The sequence below is a fragment of the uncultured Bradyrhizobium sp. genome (assembly GCF_936928535.1).
GTDB lineage: Bacteria > Pseudomonadota > Alphaproteobacteria > Rhizobiales > Xanthobacteraceae > Bradyrhizobium.
Genome location: NZ_CAKZHY010000037.1, coordinates 12,016 through 31,970, shown reverse-complemented (window position 1 = coordinate 31,970; position 19,955 = coordinate 12,016). Strand labels below are relative to the sequence as shown.

General features: G+C 62.8%; 31 protein-coding genes. All 31 read left to right on the top strand.

Going from position 1 to position 19,955, the window contains the following annotated elements; all coding sequences use genetic code 11:
• The first annotated feature begins 11 nt into the window (after positions 1–11).
• The 31 genes from rpsG (at position 12) to Q0687_RS04720 (ending at position 19,897) form a co-directional block, all read left to right on the top strand.
• Entirely contained in the window at positions 12–482 is a 471-nt protein-coding gene (rpsG, locus tag Q0687_RS04870) for a 30S ribosomal protein S7 (RefSeq protein ID WP_212235938.1), read from the top strand.
• Between the two features lie 30 nt (positions 483–512).
• Positions 513–2,585 (top strand): elongation factor G, encoded by a 2,073-nt coding sequence (gene fusA / locus Q0687_RS04865; RefSeq protein ID WP_298872979.1) that lies wholly within the window; start codon positions 513–515, stop codon positions 2,583–2,585.
• Positions 2,586–2,625: 40 nt separating this feature from the next.
• Positions 2,626–3,816: an elongation factor Tu gene (gene tuf, locus Q0687_RS04860; protein ID WP_194467931.1), complete on the top strand. Its 1,191-nt coding sequence runs from the start codon at positions 2,626–2,628 to the stop codon at positions 3,814–3,816.
• Between the two features lie 85 nt (positions 3,817–3,901).
• Positions 3,902–4,210, top strand: a complete 309-nt coding sequence (gene rpsJ / locus Q0687_RS04855; RefSeq protein ID WP_002712302.1) for a 30S ribosomal protein S10 — start codon at positions 3,902–3,904, stop codon at positions 4,208–4,210.
• A gap of 53 nt (positions 4,211–4,263) precedes the next feature.
• Positions 4,264–4,980, top strand: coding sequence for a 50S ribosomal protein L3 (rplC, locus tag Q0687_RS04850; RefSeq protein WP_298872973.1), 717 nt, complete (start codon positions 4,264–4,266; stop codon positions 4,978–4,980).
• A 1-nt stretch (position 4,981) separates the two neighbouring features.
• Positions 4,982–5,602, top strand: coding sequence for a 50S ribosomal protein L4 (rplD, locus tag Q0687_RS04845; protein ID WP_011088150.1), 621 nt, complete (start codon positions 4,982–4,984; stop codon positions 5,600–5,602).
• Positions 5,599–5,901: a 50S ribosomal protein L23 gene (locus Q0687_RS04840; RefSeq protein ID WP_298872970.1), complete on the top strand. Its 303-nt coding sequence runs from the start codon at positions 5,599–5,601 to the stop codon at positions 5,899–5,901. Before rplD ends, Q0687_RS04840 begins: the two co-directional genes overlap by 4 nt.
• 12 nt (positions 5,902–5,913) lie before the next feature.
• Positions 5,914–6,747 (top strand): 50S ribosomal protein L2, encoded by an 834-nt coding sequence (gene rplB, locus Q0687_RS04835; RefSeq protein WP_237861443.1) that lies wholly within the window; start codon positions 5,914–5,916, stop codon positions 6,745–6,747.
• Between the two features lie 12 nt (positions 6,748–6,759).
• Positions 6,760–7,038, top strand: coding sequence for a 30S ribosomal protein S19 (gene rpsS / locus Q0687_RS04830; RefSeq protein ID WP_008136357.1), 279 nt, complete (start codon positions 6,760–6,762; stop codon positions 7,036–7,038).
• Between the two features lie 10 nt (positions 7,039–7,048).
• A complete protein-coding gene (gene rplV / locus Q0687_RS04825; RefSeq protein ID WP_057745488.1) occupies positions 7,049–7,438 on the top strand; it encodes a 50S ribosomal protein L22 in 390 nt (129 codons plus the stop codon).
• Positions 7,439–7,456: 18 nt separating this feature from the next.
• Positions 7,457–8,182: a 30S ribosomal protein S3 gene (gene rpsC / locus Q0687_RS04820; protein ID WP_151649651.1), complete on the top strand. Its 726-nt coding sequence runs from the start codon at positions 7,457–7,459 to the stop codon at positions 8,180–8,182.
• Positions 8,183–8,214: 32 nt separating this feature from the next.
• A complete protein-coding gene (gene rplP / locus Q0687_RS04815) occupies positions 8,215–8,628 on the top strand; it encodes a 50S ribosomal protein L16 (RefSeq protein WP_027535296.1) in 414 nt (137 codons plus the stop codon).
• 5 nt (positions 8,629–8,633) lie between these two features.
• Positions 8,634–8,840, top strand: a complete 207-nt coding sequence (gene rpmC / locus Q0687_RS04810; protein ID WP_027535297.1) for a 50S ribosomal protein L29 — start codon at positions 8,634–8,636, stop codon at positions 8,838–8,840.
• 13 nt (positions 8,841–8,853) lie between these two features.
• Positions 8,854–9,102: a 30S ribosomal protein S17 gene (rpsQ, locus tag Q0687_RS04805; protein ID WP_057745481.1), complete on the top strand. Its 249-nt coding sequence runs from the start codon at positions 8,854–8,856 to the stop codon at positions 9,100–9,102.
• Between the two features lie 84 nt (positions 9,103–9,186).
• Positions 9,187–9,555: a 50S ribosomal protein L14 gene (rplN, locus tag Q0687_RS04800; RefSeq protein WP_008549246.1), complete on the top strand. Its 369-nt coding sequence runs from the start codon at positions 9,187–9,189 to the stop codon at positions 9,553–9,555.
• Positions 9,555–9,869: a 50S ribosomal protein L24 gene (gene rplX, locus Q0687_RS04795; protein ID WP_011088142.1), complete on the top strand. Its 315-nt coding sequence runs from the start codon at positions 9,555–9,557 to the stop codon at positions 9,867–9,869. The genes rplN and rplX overlap by 1 nt, the downstream gene beginning before the upstream one ends.
• Positions 9,862–10,419: a 50S ribosomal protein L5 gene (gene rplE / locus Q0687_RS04790; RefSeq protein WP_298872952.1), complete on the top strand. Its 558-nt coding sequence runs from the start codon at positions 9,862–9,864 to the stop codon at positions 10,417–10,419. Before rplX ends, rplE begins: the two co-directional genes overlap by 8 nt.
• A 46-nt stretch (positions 10,420–10,465) precedes the next feature.
• Positions 10,466–10,771 carry a 30S ribosomal protein S14 gene (gene rpsN / locus Q0687_RS04785; RefSeq protein WP_027535302.1) on the top strand — a complete coding sequence of 102 codons (306 nt, stop codon included), beginning with the start codon at positions 10,466–10,468 and terminating at the stop codon, positions 10,769–10,771.
• A gap of 14 nt (positions 10,772–10,785) precedes the next feature.
• Entirely contained in the window at positions 10,786–11,184 is a 399-nt protein-coding gene (gene rpsH, locus Q0687_RS04780; RefSeq protein WP_195803904.1) for a 30S ribosomal protein S8, read from the top strand.
• Positions 11,185–11,200: 16 nt separating this feature from the next.
• Complete coding sequence (gene rplF / locus Q0687_RS04775; RefSeq protein ID WP_027549201.1) at positions 11,201–11,734, top strand: 50S ribosomal protein L6; 534 nt, start codon at positions 11,201–11,203, stop codon at positions 11,732–11,734.
• Between the two features lie 11 nt (positions 11,735–11,745).
• Positions 11,746–12,108, top strand: a complete 363-nt coding sequence (rplR, locus tag Q0687_RS04770) for a 50S ribosomal protein L18 (protein WP_007603036.1) — start codon at positions 11,746–11,748, stop codon at positions 12,106–12,108.
• A 44-nt stretch (positions 12,109–12,152) separates the two neighbouring features.
• On the top strand, positions 12,153–12,746 hold the full coding sequence (gene rpsE, locus Q0687_RS04765) for a 30S ribosomal protein S5 (RefSeq protein ID WP_057745465.1): 594 nt from the start codon (positions 12,153–12,155) through the stop codon (positions 12,744–12,746).
• Positions 12,747–12,771: 25 nt separating this feature from the next.
• The gene (rpmD, locus tag Q0687_RS04760) at positions 12,772–12,966 is read left to right on the top strand and encodes a 50S ribosomal protein L30 (RefSeq protein WP_298872936.1); all 195 of its coding nucleotides are present in this window, start codon (positions 12,772–12,774) and stop codon (positions 12,964–12,966) included.
• A 75-nt stretch (positions 12,967–13,041) separates the two neighbouring features.
• Positions 13,042–13,527: a 50S ribosomal protein L15 gene (gene rplO / locus Q0687_RS04755; protein WP_280706223.1), complete on the top strand. Its 486-nt coding sequence runs from the start codon at positions 13,042–13,044 to the stop codon at positions 13,525–13,527.
• A 150-nt stretch (positions 13,528–13,677) separates the two neighbouring features.
• The gene (gene secY / locus Q0687_RS04750; protein ID WP_092228451.1) at positions 13,678–15,009 is read left to right on the top strand and encodes a preprotein translocase subunit SecY; all 1,332 of its coding nucleotides are present in this window, start codon (positions 13,678–13,680) and stop codon (positions 15,007–15,009) included.
• A gap of 275 nt (positions 15,010–15,284) precedes the next feature.
• The gene (locus Q0687_RS04745) at positions 15,285–16,142 is read left to right on the top strand and encodes an adenylate kinase (RefSeq protein WP_298872924.1); all 858 of its coding nucleotides are present in this window, start codon (positions 15,285–15,287) and stop codon (positions 16,140–16,142) included.
• A gap of 188 nt (positions 16,143–16,330) precedes the next feature.
• Entirely contained in the window at positions 16,331–16,699 is a 369-nt protein-coding gene (rpsM, locus tag Q0687_RS04740; RefSeq protein WP_014494511.1) for a 30S ribosomal protein S13, read from the top strand.
• A gap of 123 nt (positions 16,700–16,822) precedes the next feature.
• The gene (rpsK, locus tag Q0687_RS04735; protein ID WP_007603045.1) at positions 16,823–17,212 is read left to right on the top strand and encodes a 30S ribosomal protein S11; all 390 of its coding nucleotides are present in this window, start codon (positions 16,823–16,825) and stop codon (positions 17,210–17,212) included.
• A gap of 112 nt (positions 17,213–17,324) precedes the next feature.
• Complete coding sequence (locus tag Q0687_RS04730; protein ID WP_220005479.1) at positions 17,325–18,356, top strand: DNA-directed RNA polymerase subunit alpha; 1,032 nt, start codon at positions 17,325–17,327, stop codon at positions 18,354–18,356.
• 166 nt (positions 18,357–18,522) lie between these two features.
• Positions 18,523–18,939, top strand: a complete 417-nt coding sequence (gene rplQ, locus Q0687_RS04725) for a 50S ribosomal protein L17 (protein WP_298872915.1) — start codon at positions 18,523–18,525, stop codon at positions 18,937–18,939.
• A gap of 121 nt (positions 18,940–19,060) precedes the next feature.
• Positions 19,061–19,897, top strand: a complete 837-nt coding sequence (locus Q0687_RS04720; RefSeq protein ID WP_298872913.1) for a c-type cytochrome — start codon at positions 19,061–19,063, stop codon at positions 19,895–19,897.
• Positions 19,898–19,955: the final 58 nt, after the last annotated feature.

Here is a 19,955-nt window from a genome sequence, read left to right as displayed (position 1 = left end):
GAACCAGCTCAATGTCTCGTCGCCACTCAGCGGAAAAGCGCGAAGTTCTTCCCGATCCGAAGTTCGGGAACATCATCGTCACGAAGTTCATGAACTCGGTGATGTACGCCGGCAAGAAGTCGGTTGCGGAAGGCATCGTCTACGGTGCGTTCGGCATCATCGAATCCAAGACCAAGCAGAACCCGCTCGGCGTGTTCGAGCAGGCACTCGAGAACGTCATGCCGACGATCGAAGTGCGCTCCCGCCGCGTCGGTGGCGCGACCTACCAGGTTCCGGTCGAAGTTCGCTCGGTGCGCCGTCAGGCTCTGGGCATCCGCTGGCTGATCTCGGCTGCGCGCGAGCGCAACGAGAAGACCATGACCGAGCGGCTCTCGGCTGAGCTGCTGGACGCCTCGAACAACCGTGGCAACGCCGTCAAGAAGCGTGAAGACGTGCACCGGATGGCGGAAGCCAACCGCGCCTTCTCGCACTATCGCTGGTAACGGCGACACACGGAATCTAAGGAACATCCCATGCCTCGCGTTCATGCCATAGAGAACTACCGCAATTTCGGTATCATGGCGCATATCGATGCCGGCAAGACCACGACGACCGAGCGCATCCTCTATTACACCGGCAAGAGCCACAAGATCGGCGAAGTGCACGAAGGTGCCGCGACGATGGACTGGATGGAGCAGGAGCAGGAGCGTGGCATCACGATCACCTCGGCTGCGACCACGGCGTTCTGGGCCGGCAAGCGCCTGAACATCATCGACACCCCCGGTCACGTTGACTTCACCATTGAAGTCGAGCGTTCGCTGCGCGTGCTCGACGGCGCCGTCTGCGTGCTCGACTCGAACCAGGGCGTCGAGCCTCAGACCGAGACCGTTTGGCGCCAGGGCGACAAGTACAAGGTTCCGCGCATCGTCTTCGCCAACAAGATGGACAAGACCGGCGCCGACTTCTTCAAGTGCCTGGCCGACATCGTTGACCGTCTCGGTGCCAAGCCGATTGCGATCCAGCTTCCGATCGGTGCCGAGAACAACTTCAAGGGTCTCGTCGACCTCGTGAAGATGCAGGGCATCATCTGGAACGACGAGTCGCTCGGCGCGAAGTTCGACTATGTCGCCATCCCGGACGATCTGGTCGAGCAGGCCAAGGAATATCGCGAGAAGATGGTGGAAGCCGCCGTCGAGCTCGACGACGACGCCATGGCTGCCTATCTCGACGGCAAGGAGCCGGACGAGGAGACGCTGAAGCGGCTGATCCGCAAGGCGGTGCTGACCGGCGCGTTCTATCCCGTGCTGTGCGGTTCGGCCTTCAAGAACAAGGGCGTGCAGCCGCTGCTCGACGCCGTCGTCGACTATCTGCCGTCGCCGATCGACGTGCCTGCGATCAAGGGCACCGACGACCGCGGCAACGAAGTCGTGCGCAAGGCGGACGACAAGGAGCCGCTCGCGCTGCTCGCGTTCAAGATCATGGACGACCCGTTCGTCGGCACCATCACCTTCTGCCGCATCTATTCTGGCGTTCTCCAGAGCGGCACCGGCGTCGTGAACTCGACCCGCGAGAAGAAGGAGCGCATCGGGCGCATGCTGCTGATGCATGCGAACAATCGCGAAGACATCAAGGAAGCCTATGCCGGCGATATCGTCGCTCTGGCTGGCCTGAAGGAAGCGCGCACCGGTGACACGCTGTGCGATCCCGACAAGCAGGTCATCCTGGAAAAGATGGAATTCCCCGAGCCGGTCATCGAGATCGCGATCGAGCCGAAGTCCAAGGCCGACCAGGAAAAGCTGGGCGTGGCGCTGGCGAAGCTTGCCGCGGAGGATCCGTCCTTCCGCGTGTCGACCGACCAGGAGTCCGGCCAGACCATCCTCAAGGGCATGGGCGAACTCCATCTCGACATCAAGGTCGACATTCTCCGCCGCACCTACAAGGTCGACGCCAACATTGGCGCGCCGCAGGTTGCGTTCCGTGAGCGCGTCACCAAGAAGGCCGAAGTCAAGTACACCCACAAGAAGCAGACGGGCGGTACCGGTCAGTTCGCCGAAGTGTCGATCGTCGTCGAGCCGAACGAGCCCGGCAAGGGCTACGAGTTCGAGTCGAAGATCGTCGGCGGCGCGGTGCCGAAGGAATATATCCCCGGCGTTGAAAAGGGCCTCAACAGCGTGATGAGCTCAGGCGTGGTCGCGGGCTTCCCCGTGGTCGACGTCAAGGTTCAGCTCGTCGACGGCAAGTATCACGACGTCGACTCATCGGCGCTCGCCTTCGAAATCGCTTCGCGCGCTGCGTTCCGCGAAGCGCTGCAGAAGGGCAAGTCCGTCCTGCTCGAGCCGATCATGAAGGTCGAAGTGGTGACCCCGGAAGACTACACCGGTTCGGTCATCGGCGACCTGAATTCCCGGCGCGGTCAGATCCAGGGTCAGGACATGCGCGGCAACGCCAACGTCATCAACGCGATGGTGCCGCTCATGAACATGTTTGGTTACGTGAATAATCTGCGCTCGATGAGCCAGGGTCGCGCGACCTTCACCATGCAGTTCGACCACTACGCAGAAGCGCCGGCCAACGTGTCGGCAGAAGTCCAGAAGAAGTTTGCCTGATTGTCGTCGGTCACGAACTGACGATTGAACGGAGAGTCAAATGGCCAAAGCTAAGTTTGAACGTACCAAGCCGCACTGCAACATCGGTACCATCGGTCACGTCGACCATGGCAAGACGTCGCTGACCGCGGCGATCACCAAGGTTCTCGCCGAAGCCGGCGGTGCGACGTTCACCGCGTACGACCAGATCGACAAGGCGCCGGAAGAGAAGGCGCGCGGCATCACCATCTCGACCGCGCACGTCGAGTACGAGACGCCGAACCGCCACTACGCGCACGTCGACTGCCCCGGCCACGCCGACTACGTGAAGAACATGATCACCGGCGCCGCCCAGATGGACGGTGCGATCCTGGTCGTGTCGGCCGCTGACGGTCCGATGCCGCAGACCCGCGAGCACATCCTGCTCGCCCGCCAGGTCGGCGTGCCCGCGCTCGTCGTGTTCCTCAACAAGTGCGACATGGTCGACGATCCGGAGCTGCTCGAGCTCGTCGAGCTCGAAGTCCGCGAGCTGCTCTCCAAGTACGACTTCCCGGGCGACAAGATCCCGATCATCAAGGGTTCGGCTCTGGCCGCTCTCGAAGACTCGGACAAGAAGCTCGGCCACGACGCCATCATCGAGCTGATGAAGAACGTCGACAGCTACATCCCGCAGCCGGAGCGTCCGATCGACCAGCCGTTCCTGATGCCGGTTGAAGACGTGTTCTCGATCTCGGGCCGCGGCACCGTCGTGACCGGCCGTGTCGAGCGCGGCGTCGTCAAGGTCGGCGAGGAAATCGAGATCGTCGGTCTCCGCGCGACCCAGAAGACCACCGTCACCGGCGTCGAAATGTTCCGCAAGCTGCTCGATCAGGGCCAAGCCGGCGACAACATCGGTGCGCTACTCCGCGGTACCAAGCGTGAAGACGTCGAGCGCGGCCAGGTGCTCTGCAAGCCGGGTTCGGTCAAGCCGCACACCAAGTTCAAGGCTGAGGCTTACATCCTCACCAAGGAAGAGGGCGGTCGCCATACCCCGTTCTTCACCAACTACCGTCCGCAGTTCTACTTCCGCACCACCGACGTGACCGGTGTCGTGCACCTGCCGGAAGGTACCGAGATGGTGATGCCGGGCGACAACATCGCCATGGAAGTGCACCTGATCGTGCCGATCGCGATGGAAGAGAAGCTCCGCTTCGCCATCCGCGAAGGTGGCCGCACCGTCGGCGCCGGCGTCGTCGCCTCGATCATCGAGTAATTACGCGAATAGGGATTGGCGGGTAGCGAATGGTGACATTCGCTATTCGCTATTCGCCACCCCCCACTAAAGAGAGACCACGGCAATGAACGGCCAAAACATTCGTATCCGTCTCAAGGCGTTCGACCATCGTATCCTCGATACGTCGACCCGCGAGATCGTGAACACGGCGAAGCGTACCGGTGCGCAGGTCCGCGGACCCATTCCGCTGCCCACCCGCATCGAGAAGTTCACCGTCAACCGTTCGCCGCACGTCGACAAGAAGAGCCGCGAACAGTTCGAGATGCGCACTCACAAGCGCCTGCTCGACATCGTCGATCCGACCCCGCAGACCGTCGATGCTTTGATGAAGCTCGACCTGGCCGCCGGTGTCGACGTCGAGATCAAGCTCTAAGATTTTTGGATCACGTTCGCACCTTGCGGACAGAAAGAACAGGAAGCACGCCGATGCGCTCCGGAGTGATCGCACAAAAGGTCGGGATGACGCGGGTCTTTACAGAGGCCGGCGAGCATATCCCCGTGACCGTGCTGAAGCTCGGCAATTGCCAGGTCGTAGGCCACCGCACTGAAGAGAAGAACGGTTATGTCGCGCTCCAGCTTGGTTCTGGCAGCCGCAAGACCGTGTACATGCCCAAGGCTGAGCGCGGCCAGTTCGCGGTCGCCAAGGTCGAGCCGAAGCGGCAGGTCGAGGAGTTCCGGGTCACTGCGGATCAGATGATCCCGGTCGGCGCCGAGATCCAGGCGGACCACTTCGTCGTCGGCCAGTTCGTCGACGTCACCGGCACCTCGGTCGGTAAGGGCTTCGCCGGCGGTATGAAGCGCTGGAACTTCGGCGGTCTGCGCGCCACTCACGGCGTGTCGGTCTCGCACCGCTCGATCGGTTCGACCGGTGGTCGTCAGGATCCCGGCAAGACCTGGAAGAACAAGAAGATGCCCGGCCACATGGGTGTCGATCGCATCACCACGCTCAATCTTCGCGTCGTCCAGACCGATGTCGAGCGTGGCCTGATCCTCGTCGAAGGGGCCGTTCCCGGCTCCAAGGGCGGCTGGATCCGCGTGCGCGACGCCGTCAAGAAGCCGCTGCCGAAGGAAGCTCCGAAGCCCGGCAAGTTCAAGGTTGCGGGCGGCGAAGCCGAGGCTGCGGCCCAGCAAGAGGGTGCGTGAGATGGAATTGAAGGTCACCACCCTCGAGGGCAAGGAAGCTGGCTCCGTCCAGCTGTCCGACGCCATTTTCGGTCTCGAGCCGCGCCAGGACATCATTGCACGTTGCGTGCAGTGGCAGCTCAACAAGCGCCAGGCCGGTACCCACAAGGCCAAGGGTCGCGCCGAGATCTGGCGCACCGGCAAGAAGATGTACAAGCAGAAGGGCACCGGCGGTGCTCGTCACGGCTCGGCCCGCGTGCCGCAGTTCCGCGGCGGCGGTCGTGCCTTCGGTCCGGTCGTGCGCTCGCACGCCACCGACCTGCCGAAGAAGGTCCGCGCGCTCGCCCTCAAGCATGCGCTGTCGGCCAAGGCCAAGGACGGCGATCTGCTCGTGATCGACAAGGCCGCGCTGGAAGCCGCCAAGACCAAGGCGCTGCTCGGTCACTTCTCCGGTCTCGGCCTGACCAACGCGCTGATCATCGACGGTGCCGAGCTCAACAACGGCTTTGCCGCTGCGGCCCGCAACATTCCGAACATGGACGTGCTGCCGATCCAGGGCATCAACGTCTATGACATCCTGCGCCGTCAGAAGCTCGTTCTGACCAAGGCGGCCATCGATGCGCTGGAGGCGCGCTTCAAATGAGCAAGAATATCGAGCCTCGGCATTATGACGTGATCGTCGCCCCTGTCGTCACCGAAAAGGCGACGCTGGCGTCCGAGCACAACAAGGTCCTGTTCAAGGTGGCCGCCAAGGCGACCAAGCCGCAGATCAAGGAAGCGGTCGAGAAGCTGTTCGACGTCAAGGTCAAGAGCGTCAACACGCTGGTCCGCAAGGGCAAGACCAAGGTCTTCCGCGGCAATCTCGGCTCGCAGTCGAACACCAAGCGCGCGATCGTGACCCTCGAAGAGGGTCATCGGATCGACGTGACCACCGGTCTGTAAGGTCGCACGACGATGGCACTGAAGAAGTTCAACCCCACGACACCGGGCCAGCGCCAGCTGGTCATGGTCGATCGTTCGGCCCTCTACAAGGGCAAGCCGGTCAAGGCGCTCACCGAAGGCAAGCACTCCTCGGGCGGTCGCAACAACACCGGTCGTATCACGGTCCGCTTCCGCGGCGGCGGTCACAAGCAGACCCTGCGCATCGTCGACTTCAAGCGCGACAAGGTCGACGCGCCTGCGACCGTCGAGCGGCTGGAATATGATCCGAACCGCACTGCGTTCATCGCGCTGGTCAAGTACGAGGACGGCACCCAGGCCTATATCCTGGCGCCGCAGCGCCTGGCGGTTGGCGATTCCGTGGTGGCCGGCAACTATGTCGACGTGAAGCCGGGCAACGTCATGCCGCTCGGCAACATGCCGGTCGGCACGATCATCCACAACATCGAGGTCAAGATCGGGAAGGGCGGCCAGCTCGCTCGTTCCGCCGGCACCTACGCCCAGCTCGTCGGCCGCGACCAGGACTACGTCATCATCCGCCTGAACTCGGGTGAGCAGCGTCTGGTGCACGGCCGTTGTCGCGGCACGATCGGTGCGGTGTCGAACCCGGACCACATGAATACGTCGATCGGCAAGGCCGGCCGCAATCGTTGGCTGGGTCGCAAGCCGCATAACCGCGGCGTTTCGATGAACCCGATCGACCATCCGCACGGCGGTGGTGAAGGTCGTACCTCGGGCGGTCGCCACCCGGTCACCCCGTGGGGCAAGCCGACCAAGGGCAAGAAGACCCGCACCAACAAGTCGACCAACAAATTCATTCTCCTAAGCCGCCACAAGCGGAAGAAGTAAGGAACGCCGGACATGGTTCGTTCAGTCTGGAAAGGCCCGTTCGTCGAGGGTTCTCTGCTCAAGAAGGCAGATGCCGCGCGCGCGTCCGGCCGTCACGACGTCATCAAGATCTGGAGCCGTCGCTCGACGATCCTGCCGCAGTTCGTTGGTCTGACCTTCGGCGTCTACAACGGTCAGAAGCACGTGCCGGTGGCCGTCAACGAGGAAATGGTCGGTCACAAGTTCGGCGAGTTCTCGCCGACCCGGACCTTCCATGGCCACTCCGGCGACAAGAAAGCCAAGAAGGCTTGAGGATTAAACGATGAGCAAACCTAAGCGCGAACGGAGCCTCGCCGAGAACGAGGCCAAGGCGGTCGCCCGGATGCTGCGGGTGAGCCCGCAGAAGCTCAACCTGGTCGCCCAGCTCATTCGCGGCCGGAAGGCTTCCGCTGCGCTCGCCGATCTGCAGTTCTCGCGCAAGCGGATCGCGGTCGACGTGAAGAAGTGTCTGGAATCGGCGATCGCCAATGCCGAGAACAACCACGACCTCGACGTTGATGATCTCGTCGTGGCGCAGGCTTTCGTCGGAAACGGCCTCGTGATGAAGCGCTTTGCAGCCCGCGGCCGTGGCCGCTCGGGCCGTGTTTACAAACCATTTTCGCAGCTGACGATCATTGTTCGTCAGGTCGAAGCCGAAGCAGCAGCGGCTTAAGGGTCGCAGGAGAAAACGATGGGTCAAAAGATCAATCCGATCGGTCTGCGTCTCGGTATCAACCGGACCTGGGATTCCCGCTGGTTCGCCGGCAAGCAGGAATACGGCAAGCTGCTGCACGAGGACGTCAAGATCCGCGAGATCCTGCACAAGGAGCTCAAGCAGGCAGCCGTCGCCCGCATCGTGATCGAGCGTCCGCACAAGAAGTGCCGCGTCACCATCCACTCGGCTCGTCCGGGCGTGGTGATCGGCAAGAAGGGCGCCGACATCGACAAGCTGCGCAAGAAGGTCGCGGACATCACCTCGTCCGACGTCGTCATCAACATCGTCGAAATCCGCAAGCCGGAACTCGATGCGACGCTGGTGGCCGAGTCGATCGCTCAGCAGCTGGAGCGCCGCGTGGCGTTCCGCCGCGCCATGAAGCGTGCCGTGCAGTCGGCGATGCGTCTTGGCGCGGAAGGCATCCGCATCAACTGCTCGGGTCGTCTGGGCGGTGCGGAAATCGCGCGCATGGAGTGGTATCGCGAAGGCCGCGTGCCGCTGCACACGTTGCGTGCCGACATCGACTACGGCGTTGCGACCGCGTTCACGACCTTCGGCACCTGCGGCGTCAAGGTCTGGATCTTCAAGGGTGAGATCCTCGAGCACGATCCGATGGCCCAGGACAAGAGAATGGCCGAAGGCGAGAGCAGCGGCGGTGGTGATCGCGGTGGCCGTGGGCGCCGTGACAACGCTGCGGCCTGACGCCAGCACAGAGAGTTTGAGGGCTTAAAGCCATGATGCAACCTAAGAAAACGAAGTTCCGGAAGGCGCATAAGGGCCGCATTCACGGCGTTGCGACTTCGGGCGCGACGTTGGCGTTTGGCCAATTCGGCTTGAAGGCGACCGAGCCTGAGCGCGTCACCGCGCGCCAGATCGAAGCCGCTCGCCGCGCGCTGACCCGCCACATGAAGCGCGCCGGCCGTGTCTGGATCCGCGTGTTCCCCGACGTTCCGGTGTCGAAGAAGCCGGCCGAAGTCCGCATGGGCTCCGGCAAGGGTTCGCCGGAACTGTGGGTCGCCCGCGTCAAGCCGGGCCGGGTGCTGTTCGAGATCGACGGCGTCAACACCCAGACGGCGCGTGAGGCGCTGACGCTCGCGGCCGCCAAGCTGCCGATCAAGACGCGCTTCGTCGAGCGCATTGCGGAGTAATGGTCATGGCCCAGATGAAGATCGAAGACATCCGCGCGATGAGCCCCGACCAGCAGGACGATGCCGTCCTGAACCTGAAGAAGGAGCGCTTCAACCTGCGCTTCCAGCGTGCCACCGGGCAGCTCGAGAACACCTCGCGTCTGCGCGAGGCTCGCCGCGACATCGCCCGGATCAAGACCGTCGCCGCGCAAGCGCGCGCGAAGAAGAAGTAAGGGGCTAACGGATATGCCGAAACGTACTTTGCAAGGCGTGGTCGTCAGCGACAAGACTGCCAAGACCGTCGTGGTGCGCGTCGATCGCCGCTTCACGCATCCGATCTACAAGAAGACGATCCGCCGTTCGAAGAACTATCACGCGCACGACGAGAACAACGAGTTCAAGCCGGGCGACATGGTCTGGATCGAAGAGACCAAGCCGATTTCGAAGTTGAAGTGCTGGATCGTGATCCGGGGCGAACACAAGAAAAGCGCCTGATCTGTTGGCCTTGGCCGACTGACTTCAGGGAAATGTTGAGCGCCGGCTAGGCTGGCGCAAAGAGAAAGAGGACGAGGTGCATCAATGATTCAGATGCAGACCAACCTCGACGTGGCCGATAATTCTGGCGCACGCCGTGTCATGTGTATCAAGGTGCTCGGAGGCTCCAAGCGCCGCTACGCCACGATCGGCGACATCATTGTCGTCTCGATCAAGGAAGCCATTCCGCGTGGCAAGGTGAAGAAGGGCGACGTGATGAAGGCCGTCGTGGTGCGTGTCCGCAAGGACATCCGCCGCGCTGACGGTTCGGTCATCCGCTTCGACCGCAACGCCGCCGTTCTGATCAACAACCAGGCCGAGCCGGTCGGCACCCGTATCTTCGGGCCCGTGCCGCGCGAGCTGCGTGCGAAGAACCACATGAAGATCATTTCGCTCGCGCCGGAGGTGCTGTGATGGCTGCGAAGATCCGCAAGGGCGACAAGGTCGTCGTGCTGACCGGCCGCGACAAGGGTCGCACCGGCGAGGTGTTCGAAGTTCGTCCCGACGCCGGCACGGCGCTCGTGCGCGGCATCAACATGGTCAAGCGTCACCAGAAGCAGACGCAGGCCCAGGAGGGCGGCATCATCTCGAAAGAGGCGCCGATCCAACTGTCCAACATCGCGTATGTCGGCAAGGACGGAAAGCCGACCCGCGTCGGATTCAAGATTCTGGCGGACGGCAAGAAGGTCCGCATCGCCAAGAGCTCGGGAGCTGAGATCGATGGCTGAGGCCGCTTACACCCCGCGCCTGCGCGCGGAATACGATGCGAAGATCCGCACGGCGATGACCGAGAAGTTCGGTTATCAGAACGTCATGCAGGTTCCGCGCCTGGACAAGGTCGTGCTGAACATGGGCGTTGGCGACAGCGTCAACGACCGCAAGAAGGCCGAGACCGCCGCTGCCGAGCTGACCCAGATCGCCGGCCAGAAGGCGATCGTCACCTACTCGCGTATCGCGATCGCGACCTTCAAGCTGCGTGAGAACCAGCCGATCGGCTGCAAGGTTACGCTGCGCAAGGCCCGCATGTACGAGTTCATCGACCGCCTGGTGACGGTCGCGCTGCCGCGCGTCCGCGACTTCCGCGGCCTGAACCCGAAGAGCTTTGACGGCCGCGGCAACTACTCGCTCGGCATCAAGGAGCACATCATTTTCCCCGAGATCGACTTCGACAAGGTCACGGAAGCCCGCGGTATGGACATCACCGTCTGCACCACGGCCCAGACCGACGAAGAGGCGAGGGCCTTGTTGACCGCTTTCAATTTCCCGTTCCGGCAGTGAGACGCTGACCTAAAGCCTCTCAAACGCGGATACCCAGGAGCCAAGCATGGCAAAGAAGAGTTCAATCGAGAAGAACAACCGGCGCAAGCGGATGGTGAAGAACGCCGCCCCGAAGCGCGAGCGGTTGAAGGCGATCATCGCCGACAAGACGCTGCCGATGGAGGAGCGGTTCGCCGCTACCCTGAAGCTTGCGGAAATGCCGCGCAATTCGTCGGCCACCCGCATCCGTCTGCGTTGCGAGCTGTCGGGCCGCCCGCGCTCGAACTATCGCAAGAACAAACTGTCCCGTATCGCGCTCCGCGACCTTGGCTCCAAGGGCATGGTCCCGGGCCTCGTGAAGTCGAGTTGGTAAGGAGGGTCGTTTAGATGTCTACGCACGATCCAATCAGCGATCTGATCACCCGCATCCGCAACGCGCAGATGCGCGCCAAGAGCAAGGTCTCCACGCCCGGCTCGAAGATGCGCGAGAACGTCCTCGAAGTGCTGAAGAGCGAGGGCTACATCCGCGGTTACGCGACCCTCGAGCACGCCTCGGGCCGTAGCGAGATCGAGATCGAGCTGAAGTATTTCGACGGCGAGCCCGTCATCCGCGAGATCGAACGTGTCTCCAAGCCCGGGCGCAGAGTTTACGCCTCGGTGAAGAACCTGCCGCGGGTCAATAACGGGCTCGGTATTTCGGTGTTGTCGACGCCGAAGGGGATCATGGCCGACCACAGTGCGCGTGAAGCGAACGTGGGCGGTGAAGTCCTCTTCACGGTGTTCTGAGAAGGGTTTTTGATCCATGTCACGAGTTGGCAAAAGGCCTGTGGCGGTTCCGTCGGGTGTGACCGCGACCGTCGATGGGCAGACCGTCAAGATGAAGGGGCCCAAGGGCCAGCTTCAGTTCGTCGTCCATGACGACGTCGAGGTGAAGCTCGAGAACGGCCAGGTGAAGGTGAACCCGCGGGTCGAGACCAACCGCGCGCGTGCGCTGTACGGTACCGCTCGCGCCCAGGTCGCGAATCTGGTCGAAGGCGTCACCAAGGGCTTCGAGAAGAAGCTCGAAATCACCGGCGTCGGTTACCGCGCCGCGATGCAGGGCAAGAACCTGCAGCTCGCGCTCGGCTACAGCCACGATGTGGTCTACGCGATCCCGGAAGGGATCACGATCACCGTGCCGAAGCCGACCGAGATCACGGTGACCGGGAGCGACATCCAGCGCGTCGGCCAGGTCGCCGCCGAGATTCGCTCCTATCGTCCGCCGGAGCCCTACAAGGGCAAGGGCGTGAAGTATGTTGGCGAATTCATCTTCCGCAAGGAAGGCAAGAAGAAGTAACGGAGCCGGTCATGTCGAAAGCCAAGGTTACGAATGCCCGGCGCAAGCGGAGTGTGCGGCTGAAGCTGCGCCGCTCCGGTGGCGGCCGTCCGCGTCTGTCGGTGTTCCGCTCGTCCAAGCACATCTACGCCCAGGTCATCGACGACCTGAAGGGCGAGACGCTGGCCTCTGCCTCCTCGCTCGAGAAGTCGATGCGCGACGGCGGCAAGACCGGCGCTGACATCGATGCAGCGAAGGCGGTCGGCAAGCTGCTGGCCGAACGCGCCGCCGAGAAGGGCGTCAAGGAAGTCGTGTTCGATCGCGGCAGCTACCTCTACCACGGGCGCGTCAAGGCTCTCGCCGACGCTGCGCGTGAGAGCGGGCTGAGCTTCTAACAGAATTTGAGGATTGAGGCGCAAGCCTCTGAAGGATTGGAAAAATGGCAGAACGCGAACAACGTGGTGGACGCGATCAACGCGGCGGCGGACGTGAACGCAAGGAGCGCGAAGAGCGCGACAGCGAGTTCGTCGACAAGCTCGTCCACATCAATCGCGTGGCCAAGGTCGTCAAGGGCGGGAAGCGCTTCGGTTTCGCAGCACTGGTCGTGATCGGCGATCAGAAGGGCCGCGCCGGCTTCGGTCACGGCAAGGCGCGCGAAGTGCCTGAGGCGATCCGCAAGGCCACCGAGTCCGCCAAGCGCAACCTGACCCGCGTGTCGCTGCGCGAGGGCCGTACGCTGCATCACGACATCGCCGGCCGTCATGGCGCGGGCCGCGTCTACCTGCGTGCAGCTCCGGCTGGTACCGGCATCATCGCCGGCGGTCCGATGCGCGCCGTGTTCGAGACGCTCGGTGTCCAGGACGTGGTGGCGAAGTCGATTGGCTCGTCGAACCCGTACAACATGGTGCGTGCGACCTTCGATGCGTTGAAGCATCAGGACTCACCGCGTTCGGTCGCGGCGCGCCGCAACATCAAGGTGTCCACCCTCCAGGGTCGTCGCATCGGCGGCGATGCCGAGGCGGCCGCCGACTAACGAACGCTTTCCGGAGTAGACCACGATGGCCAAGGCCGCAAAGACGATCAAACTCGAGCAGACCGGCAGCGCGATCCGCCGCCATCACTCGCAGCGTTCGACGCTGATCGGGCTCAAGCTCAACAGGATCGGCCGCACCAGCGAACTGCCGGACACCCCGGCCGTCCGCGGCATGATCGACAAGGTTCACCATCTCGTTCGCATTGTCGACGAGAAGTAAAACAGGGCGCATGATCCCGAAAATTGGATACCGGTTTTCGGACCAGATCATGCGCAAGACACAAGGAGCAGGGCGATGAAGCTCAGCGATATCGCCGACAATGCCGGCTCGCGCAAGAAGCGCATGCGCGTCGGCCGTGGCATCGGTTCGGGCAAGGGTAAGCAGTCCGGCCGTGGCGGCAAGGGTCAGACCGCGCGTTCGGGCGTGCGCATCAAGGGCTTCGAAGGTGGTCAGATGCCGTTGCATCGCCGTCTGCCCAAGCGCGGCTTCAACAACATCTTCCGCGTCGAGTTCGCCGAGATCAATCTCGACCGTCTCCAGGACGCGGTCGATGCCAAGAAGCTCGAGGCCGGCGCCGTCGTCAACGTCGAGGCGCTGGTGAAGGCCGGCGTGCTGCGCCGCGCCAAGGCCGGTCTGCGGCTGCTCGGCCGCGGTGAGCTCAAGGCCAAGCTGAACATCGAAGTCCATGGTGCCACCAAGTCCGCGATCGAAGCGGTCGAGAAGGCCGGTGGTTCGGTGAAGATCCTCGCCCCTGCCAAGGAAGAAGGCGAGGCGGCGTAACAACTGCGTCATTGGCCCGCGCCTCGCGGGCCTTTGCGCATGCGGGACGATGGACTTATCGAAGCCGAAGCCCCAGATAATGTCCGGCGTCCGCTAAAATAGCCCGGCCGCGGGTATGACGGCGCAAAAGGCGGCGGGAGAAAGTCCAATATGGCCTCAGCAGCGGAACAACTGGCAGCCAATCTCAATTTCGGCGCGTTCGCCAAGGCCGACGAACTGAAGAAGCGCATCTGGTTCACCCTGGGTGCGCTGCTCGTTTATCGGCTCGGAACCTACATCCCGCTGCCCGGCATCGATCCCAACATCTGGGAGCAGGTGTTCAAGTCGCAGGCAGGCGGCATCCTCGGCATGTTCAACATGTTCGCCGGCGGCGGCATCCACCGCATGGCGATCTTCGCGCTGAACATCATGCCGTACATCTCGGCCTCGATCATCATCCAGCTCCTCACCACCGTCTCGCCGCAGCTCGAGGCGCTGAAGAAGGAAGGTGAGGCGGGCCGCAAGACGCTGAACCAGTACACCCGCTACCTGACGGTGATCCTGGCCGCGTTCCAGTCCTACGGCATCGCGGTCGGCCTCGAAGGCGCCGGCAACGTCGTCAGCGACCCCGGCATGTTCTTCCGTCTCTCCACCGCGATCACGCTGACCGGCGGCACCATGTTCCTGATGTGGCTGGGCGAGCAGATCACCTCGCGCGGCATCGGCAACGGCATCTCGCTGATCATTCTCTCCGGCATCGTCGCGGAGCTGCCCGCAGCGCTCGCCAACATGCTCGAGCTCGGCCGTCAGGGCGCGATGTCGACCGGCCTGATCCTGGTCGTTATCGTGATGGCGGTCGCCGTGATCGCCTTCATCGTGTTCATGGAGCGTGCCCAGCGCCGGCTCCTGATCCAGTATCCGAAGCGTCAGGTCGGCAACAAGATGTTCGAGGGCCAGTCCTCGCATCTGCCGCTCAAGCTCAACACCTCGGGCGTGATCCCGCCGATCTTCGCGTCCTCGCTGCTGCTGCTGCCGACCACGGTTGCGAACTTCAACGCGGGCAAGGGACCGGAATGGTTCCAGTGGATCACCACCCAGCTCGGCCACGGCCGCCCGCTGTTCCTGGTGCTCTATCTCGCGCTGATCGTGTTCTTCGCCTTCTTCTACACCGCGATCGTGTTCAACCCGACCGAGACCGCAGACAATCTGAAGAAGCATGGCGGCTTCATTCCGGGCATCCGTCCGGGCGAGCGCACCGCGGAATATATCGACTACGTGCTGTCGCGCATCACCGTGCTGGGCGCGATCTATCTCGCGATCGTCTGCTTGATCCCGGAGATCCTGATCTCCTACGCATCGGTGCCGTTCTACTTCGGCGGCACGTCGCTGCTGATCGTGGTCAGTGTCACCATGGATACGGTTGCGCAGGTGCAGGGCTATCTGCTGGCCCATCAGTACGAAGGACTGATCCGCAAGTCGAAGCTGCGGGGCCGTCGCCGCTAAGCGGCACGTCCATGAAGGCGGCGCATCTGCGCCGCCGATTCGCCGCGCAACTGATGCGCGGCGCCCACCGAGGCGATCCGTCGGTCATTCCCACTCATCGGAAGAGCTGCTCTCACTGCAGCGCAATCCCTGATTTCAAAGGCCTTCTTGGCGTCCGGGCATTTGCTCCCCTATGATATGGGTAGCGGTGCGGCGCCGATTGTGGTTTGCACTGTTGTCAAACTTTCAAACACGGGTGCGCGACCTGTCGCTCACCAATCGGGGGGCGTACGCCGATGAGAATTATACTTCTGGGACCGCCGGGGTCGGGCAAGGGGACCCAGGCGCAACTTCTGGTGCAGCGCTATGGCATCGTCCAGCTCTCGACCGGCGAGATGTTGCGTGCAGCCGTCGCGGCGGGAACGCCGGTCGGTCTGAAGGCCAAGGAGATCATGGCCGGCGGCGGACTCGTGCCTGACGACGTGGTGGTGGGGATCATCTCCGATCGCATCGATCAGCCGGACGCCAAGCAGGGCTTCATCCTGGACGGTTTCCCGCGCACCGTGCCGCAGGCCGAGGCGCTCGACAATCTGCTCCGGCACAAGCACCTCAAGCTCGACGCCGTGATCGAGCTCCGCGTCAACGAGAGCGCGCTGCTGAGTCGCGTCGAGACACGCGTCGCCCAGATGCGGGAGCGCGGGGAGGAGGTCCGCCTCGACGACACCCCCGAGGTCCTGACCAAGCGGCTGGCCAGCTACCGCAGCCAGACCGAACCGCTGATTCACTACTATTCCGAGCGCCGCAAGCTCTCGACCATCGACGGCATGATGGCCATCGACGAGGTGACCCGCGCCGTCCACCGCCAACTCCTGGCGCTGGGCGCGGTCGAGCCCAAGACCCACGTCCGCAGCGCGGCCAAGGCGGCACCCGCCAAGACGGGGGCCAAAAAGGCCAAAGCGGCCAAAACGCCGGCGAAATCAGCCAAAAAGACAGCCAAATCCGCCAAAAAGGCCGTGAAAGGCGCCAAGAAAGCAGCCAAGAAGGCAACCAAGAAAACGACCAAGAAAGTGGTCAAAAAGACTGCCAAAGGGGCCGTCAAAAAAGGTGCCAAAAAGGCCGCAAAAAAGGTCACGAAAAAGCGAGCTAAGCGCTAGCGGCGGTTGACGAAAGCCCCCTGAATCCCTTAATAAGCCCCGCATCCAAGTCGGATAGTTTCAAACGATGCCGGGCCCCAGGAAGACCAGGGGTGGGCGTCGTGTTCGCGTTTGTGAACACCTGCCCGAGAAACATAAGCACTTAAAGCCCGATTCCTGACGAGGGATCGGCAACAGGAGAGAAGGCCGTGGCCCGTATTGCCGGCGTGAACATTCCGACCAACAAGCGCGTGCTGATCGCGCTCCAGTACATCCATGGCATCGGCCAGAAGATCGCTGGCGAGATCCTCGAAAAGGTGAAGATCCCCGAGGATCGTCGCGTCAATCAGCTCAGCGACGCTGAAGTGCTCCAGATCCGCGAAGTGATCGACCGCGACTATCTCGTCGAGGGCGACCTGCGTCGTGAAGTCGGTATCAACATCAAGCGTCTGATGGACCTCGGCTGCTATCGCGGCCTGCGTCATCGTCGCGGTCTGCCGGTGCGCGGTCAGCGCACCCACACCAATGCGCGTACGCGCAAGGGTCCGGCCAAGGCCATCGCCGGCAAGAAGAAGTAAGTTTTCTATTCCAATCGCGGCGTGCGGCGAATCGGGGAGACCTGTTCGCCGCGCGCCTTTCGTTCCATCAGGTGTAGCCGCTGGCATTACGGCGGCGTTTGAGATCTTCAGGAAAGGTACTCTATGGGCAAGGAAGCCACCCGCGTTCGTCGTCGTGAGCGCAAGAACATCGCCTCCGGCGTCGCGCACGTGAACTCGTCCTTCAACAACACGACCATCACCATCACCGACGCGCAGGGCAACACGATTGCCTGGTCATCCGCGGGTACGATGGGCTTCAAGGGCTCGCGCAAGTCGACCCCGTATGCCGCGCAGGTCGCCGCTGAAGACGTGTCCAAGAAGGCTCAGGAACACGGCATGCGCACGCTGGAAGTCGAAGTCGCCGGTCCCGGTTCGGGCCGTGAGTCGGCGCTCCGCGCGCTGCAGGCTGCGGGCTTCACCGTCACCTCGATCCGCGACGTGACCACGATCCCGCACAACGGTTGCCGTCCGCGCAAGCGTCGGCGCGTCTGATACGAAGTTGCGGGCGCTGTAGTGCCCGCGATGCTCTTTTTAAGAAGCCGCGGGCTTGGTCTGCGGCCTTTCTCCAACGCCAGTATTTGAATTTTCAAATCGACTGGCCTGTATGGGTGAAACAGTGACGATCCAGAAAAATTGGCAAGAACTGATTCGGCCGAACAAGCTCCAGGTTACGCCTGGCAGCGACTCCTCGCGTTTCGCGACCATCGTCGCGGAGCCGCTCGAGCGCGGTTTCGGCCAGACGCTCGGCAACGCGCTGCGCCGCATCCTGCTCTCTTCGCTCCAGGGCGCAGCGGTGCAGTCGGTGCATATCGACGGCGTGCTGCACGAGTTCTCCTCGATCGCTGGCGTCCGTGAGGACGTCACCGACATCGTGCTCAACATCAAGGACATCTCGATCAAGATGCAGGGCGAAGGCCCCAAGCGCATGGTCGTGAAGAAGTCCGGCCCGGGCGTCGTCACCGCCGGCGACATCCAGACCGTGGGCGACGTCGTCGTGCTCAACCCGGACCTGCAGATCTGCACCCTCGACGAGGGCGCCGAGATCCGCATGGAGTTCACGGTCTCGACCGGCAAGGGCTACGTGCCCGCCGAGCGCAACCGTCCCGAAGACGCGCCGATCGGCCTGATCCCGGTCGACAGCCTGTATTCGCCGGTCCGCAAGGTCTCCTACAAGGTCGAGAACACCCGCGAGGGCCAGATCCTCGACTATGACAAGCTGACCATGACGATCGAGACCAACGGCGCGATCTCGCCGGATGACTCGGTGGCTTACGCCGCCCGCATCCTGCAGGATCAGCTCAACGTGTTCGTCAACTTCGAAGAGCCGCGCAAGGAAGTCGCCCAGGAGATCATCCCGGACCTCGCCTTCAACCCGGCCTTCCTCAAGAAGGTGGACGAGCTCGAGCTGTCGGTTCGTTCGGCCAACTGCCTGAAGAACGACAACATCGTCTACATCGGCGACCTCGTGCAGAAGAGCGAAGCGGAAATGCTCCGCACCCCGAACTTCGGCCGCAAGTCGCTGAACGAGATCAAGGAAGTGCTGGCTCAGATGGGTTTGCACCTCGGCATGGAAGTGCCGGGCTGGCCGCCGGAGAACATCGACGAACTCGCCAAGCGCTTCGAAGATCACTACTGAGAATTCGTCGTTCCGGGGCGATGCGCGAGCATCGAACCGGGAACCTCGAGATTCCGGATCGTCGCTTCGCGCCGTCCGGAATGACCGTCCAGGGCGAACGCAGGCAGCCCACCTGAGCAACATGTCCGACGAACCGTCGCGGCAGTTTTAAATAAGGACTATACACATGCGTCACGGCAAGGTTCATCGGAAGCTCAACCGCACGGCCGAGCACCGCCGCGCGATGTTCGCCAACATGGCGGCCGCGCTGATCAAGCACGAGCAGATCGTCACCACGCTGCCCAAGGCCAAGGAGCTTCGTCCGATCGTCGAGAAGCTCGTCACCCTCGGCAAGAAGGGCGGCCTGTCCCTGCGCCGCCAGGCCATCTCCGAGATGCGCGACAAGGATCAGGTCAAGAAGCTGTTCGACGTGCTGGCGCCCCGTTATAAGGATCGACAGGGCGGCTACACCCGCATCATCAAGGCGGGCTTCCGCTACGGCGACAATGCGGCGATGGCCGTGATCGAGTTCGTCGATCGCGACGTCGATGCCAAGGGCCAGGACTCGGGTCCGGTGCAGGCGAAGGAAGCCGAGGCGGCGTAAGCCAACTCGACATCAGCGTTTCAAAAGCGGCGCCCCTGGGTGCCGCTTTTTTGTATCCCGCAGCCATTTCTCATGCTGCGCACGATGTTTTTTGACGAATGCATTTTGATTGGAGGTTTCGATGAGGGTGGCCTGTTGGGTCGCGCTGGCGCTGCTGATGTCGCCTGTATCAGCCGAGACGCTGGTCGAGCGCGGTGCCTATCTCGTTGGCAGCGTGATGGTCTGCAACAACTGCCACACGCCGCGCGGGCCGCAGGGCCTCGACATGACGCGGATGCTCTCTGGCGGGCAGACTTTCGACGAGCCCGCCTTCAAGGTCACCGCGTCCAACATCACGCCGGACAAGGACACCGGTATCGGCAACTGGAGCGATGCCGAGCTGAAACATTTCCTCGTCAGCGGTATCAGGCCGAATGGATCGACCGTTGCGCCGATCATGCCGACCATCTTCTACACGGTGCTCACGGGGCGCGATCTCGATGCGCTCACGGCTTACTTGCGCTCGGTGCCGTCAGTGCACCGCGAGACGCCCGCGCCGGAATACAGGATCGCGCTGAAGCCGGAGATGCCGATCTATGCCGGCAAGCAGGCGACCGAGGCGGAGCTGTCCGACAAGCTCGATCGCGGCCGCTATCTCCTGACCATCGCGCATTGCCTGGAGTGCCACACGCCGGAAGGGCCGTCCGTGGTGCACGATTTCGCTGCTGCCAGCGGCAAGGGCGGTCGAACGTTCAAAGGCCCGTGGGGTGAATCCGTCTCGCCGAACATCACCTCGGATCCCGCGGCGGGCCTCGGGCAGTGGAGCGATGACGAAATCAAACGTGCGATTACGCAAGGCGTCGCGCGCGACGGTCGCAAGCTCAAGCCGCCGATGGCCTATGCTGGCTACGCCACCATGACGGCCCAGGATCTCGATGCCATCGTCGCGTTCGTCCGGACGCTTCCGCCGAAAAGCTGAACCCTCACGCATCGGTGAGGGACGATTGAAGCTGCTCGGCAACGCACGATATGTCCGT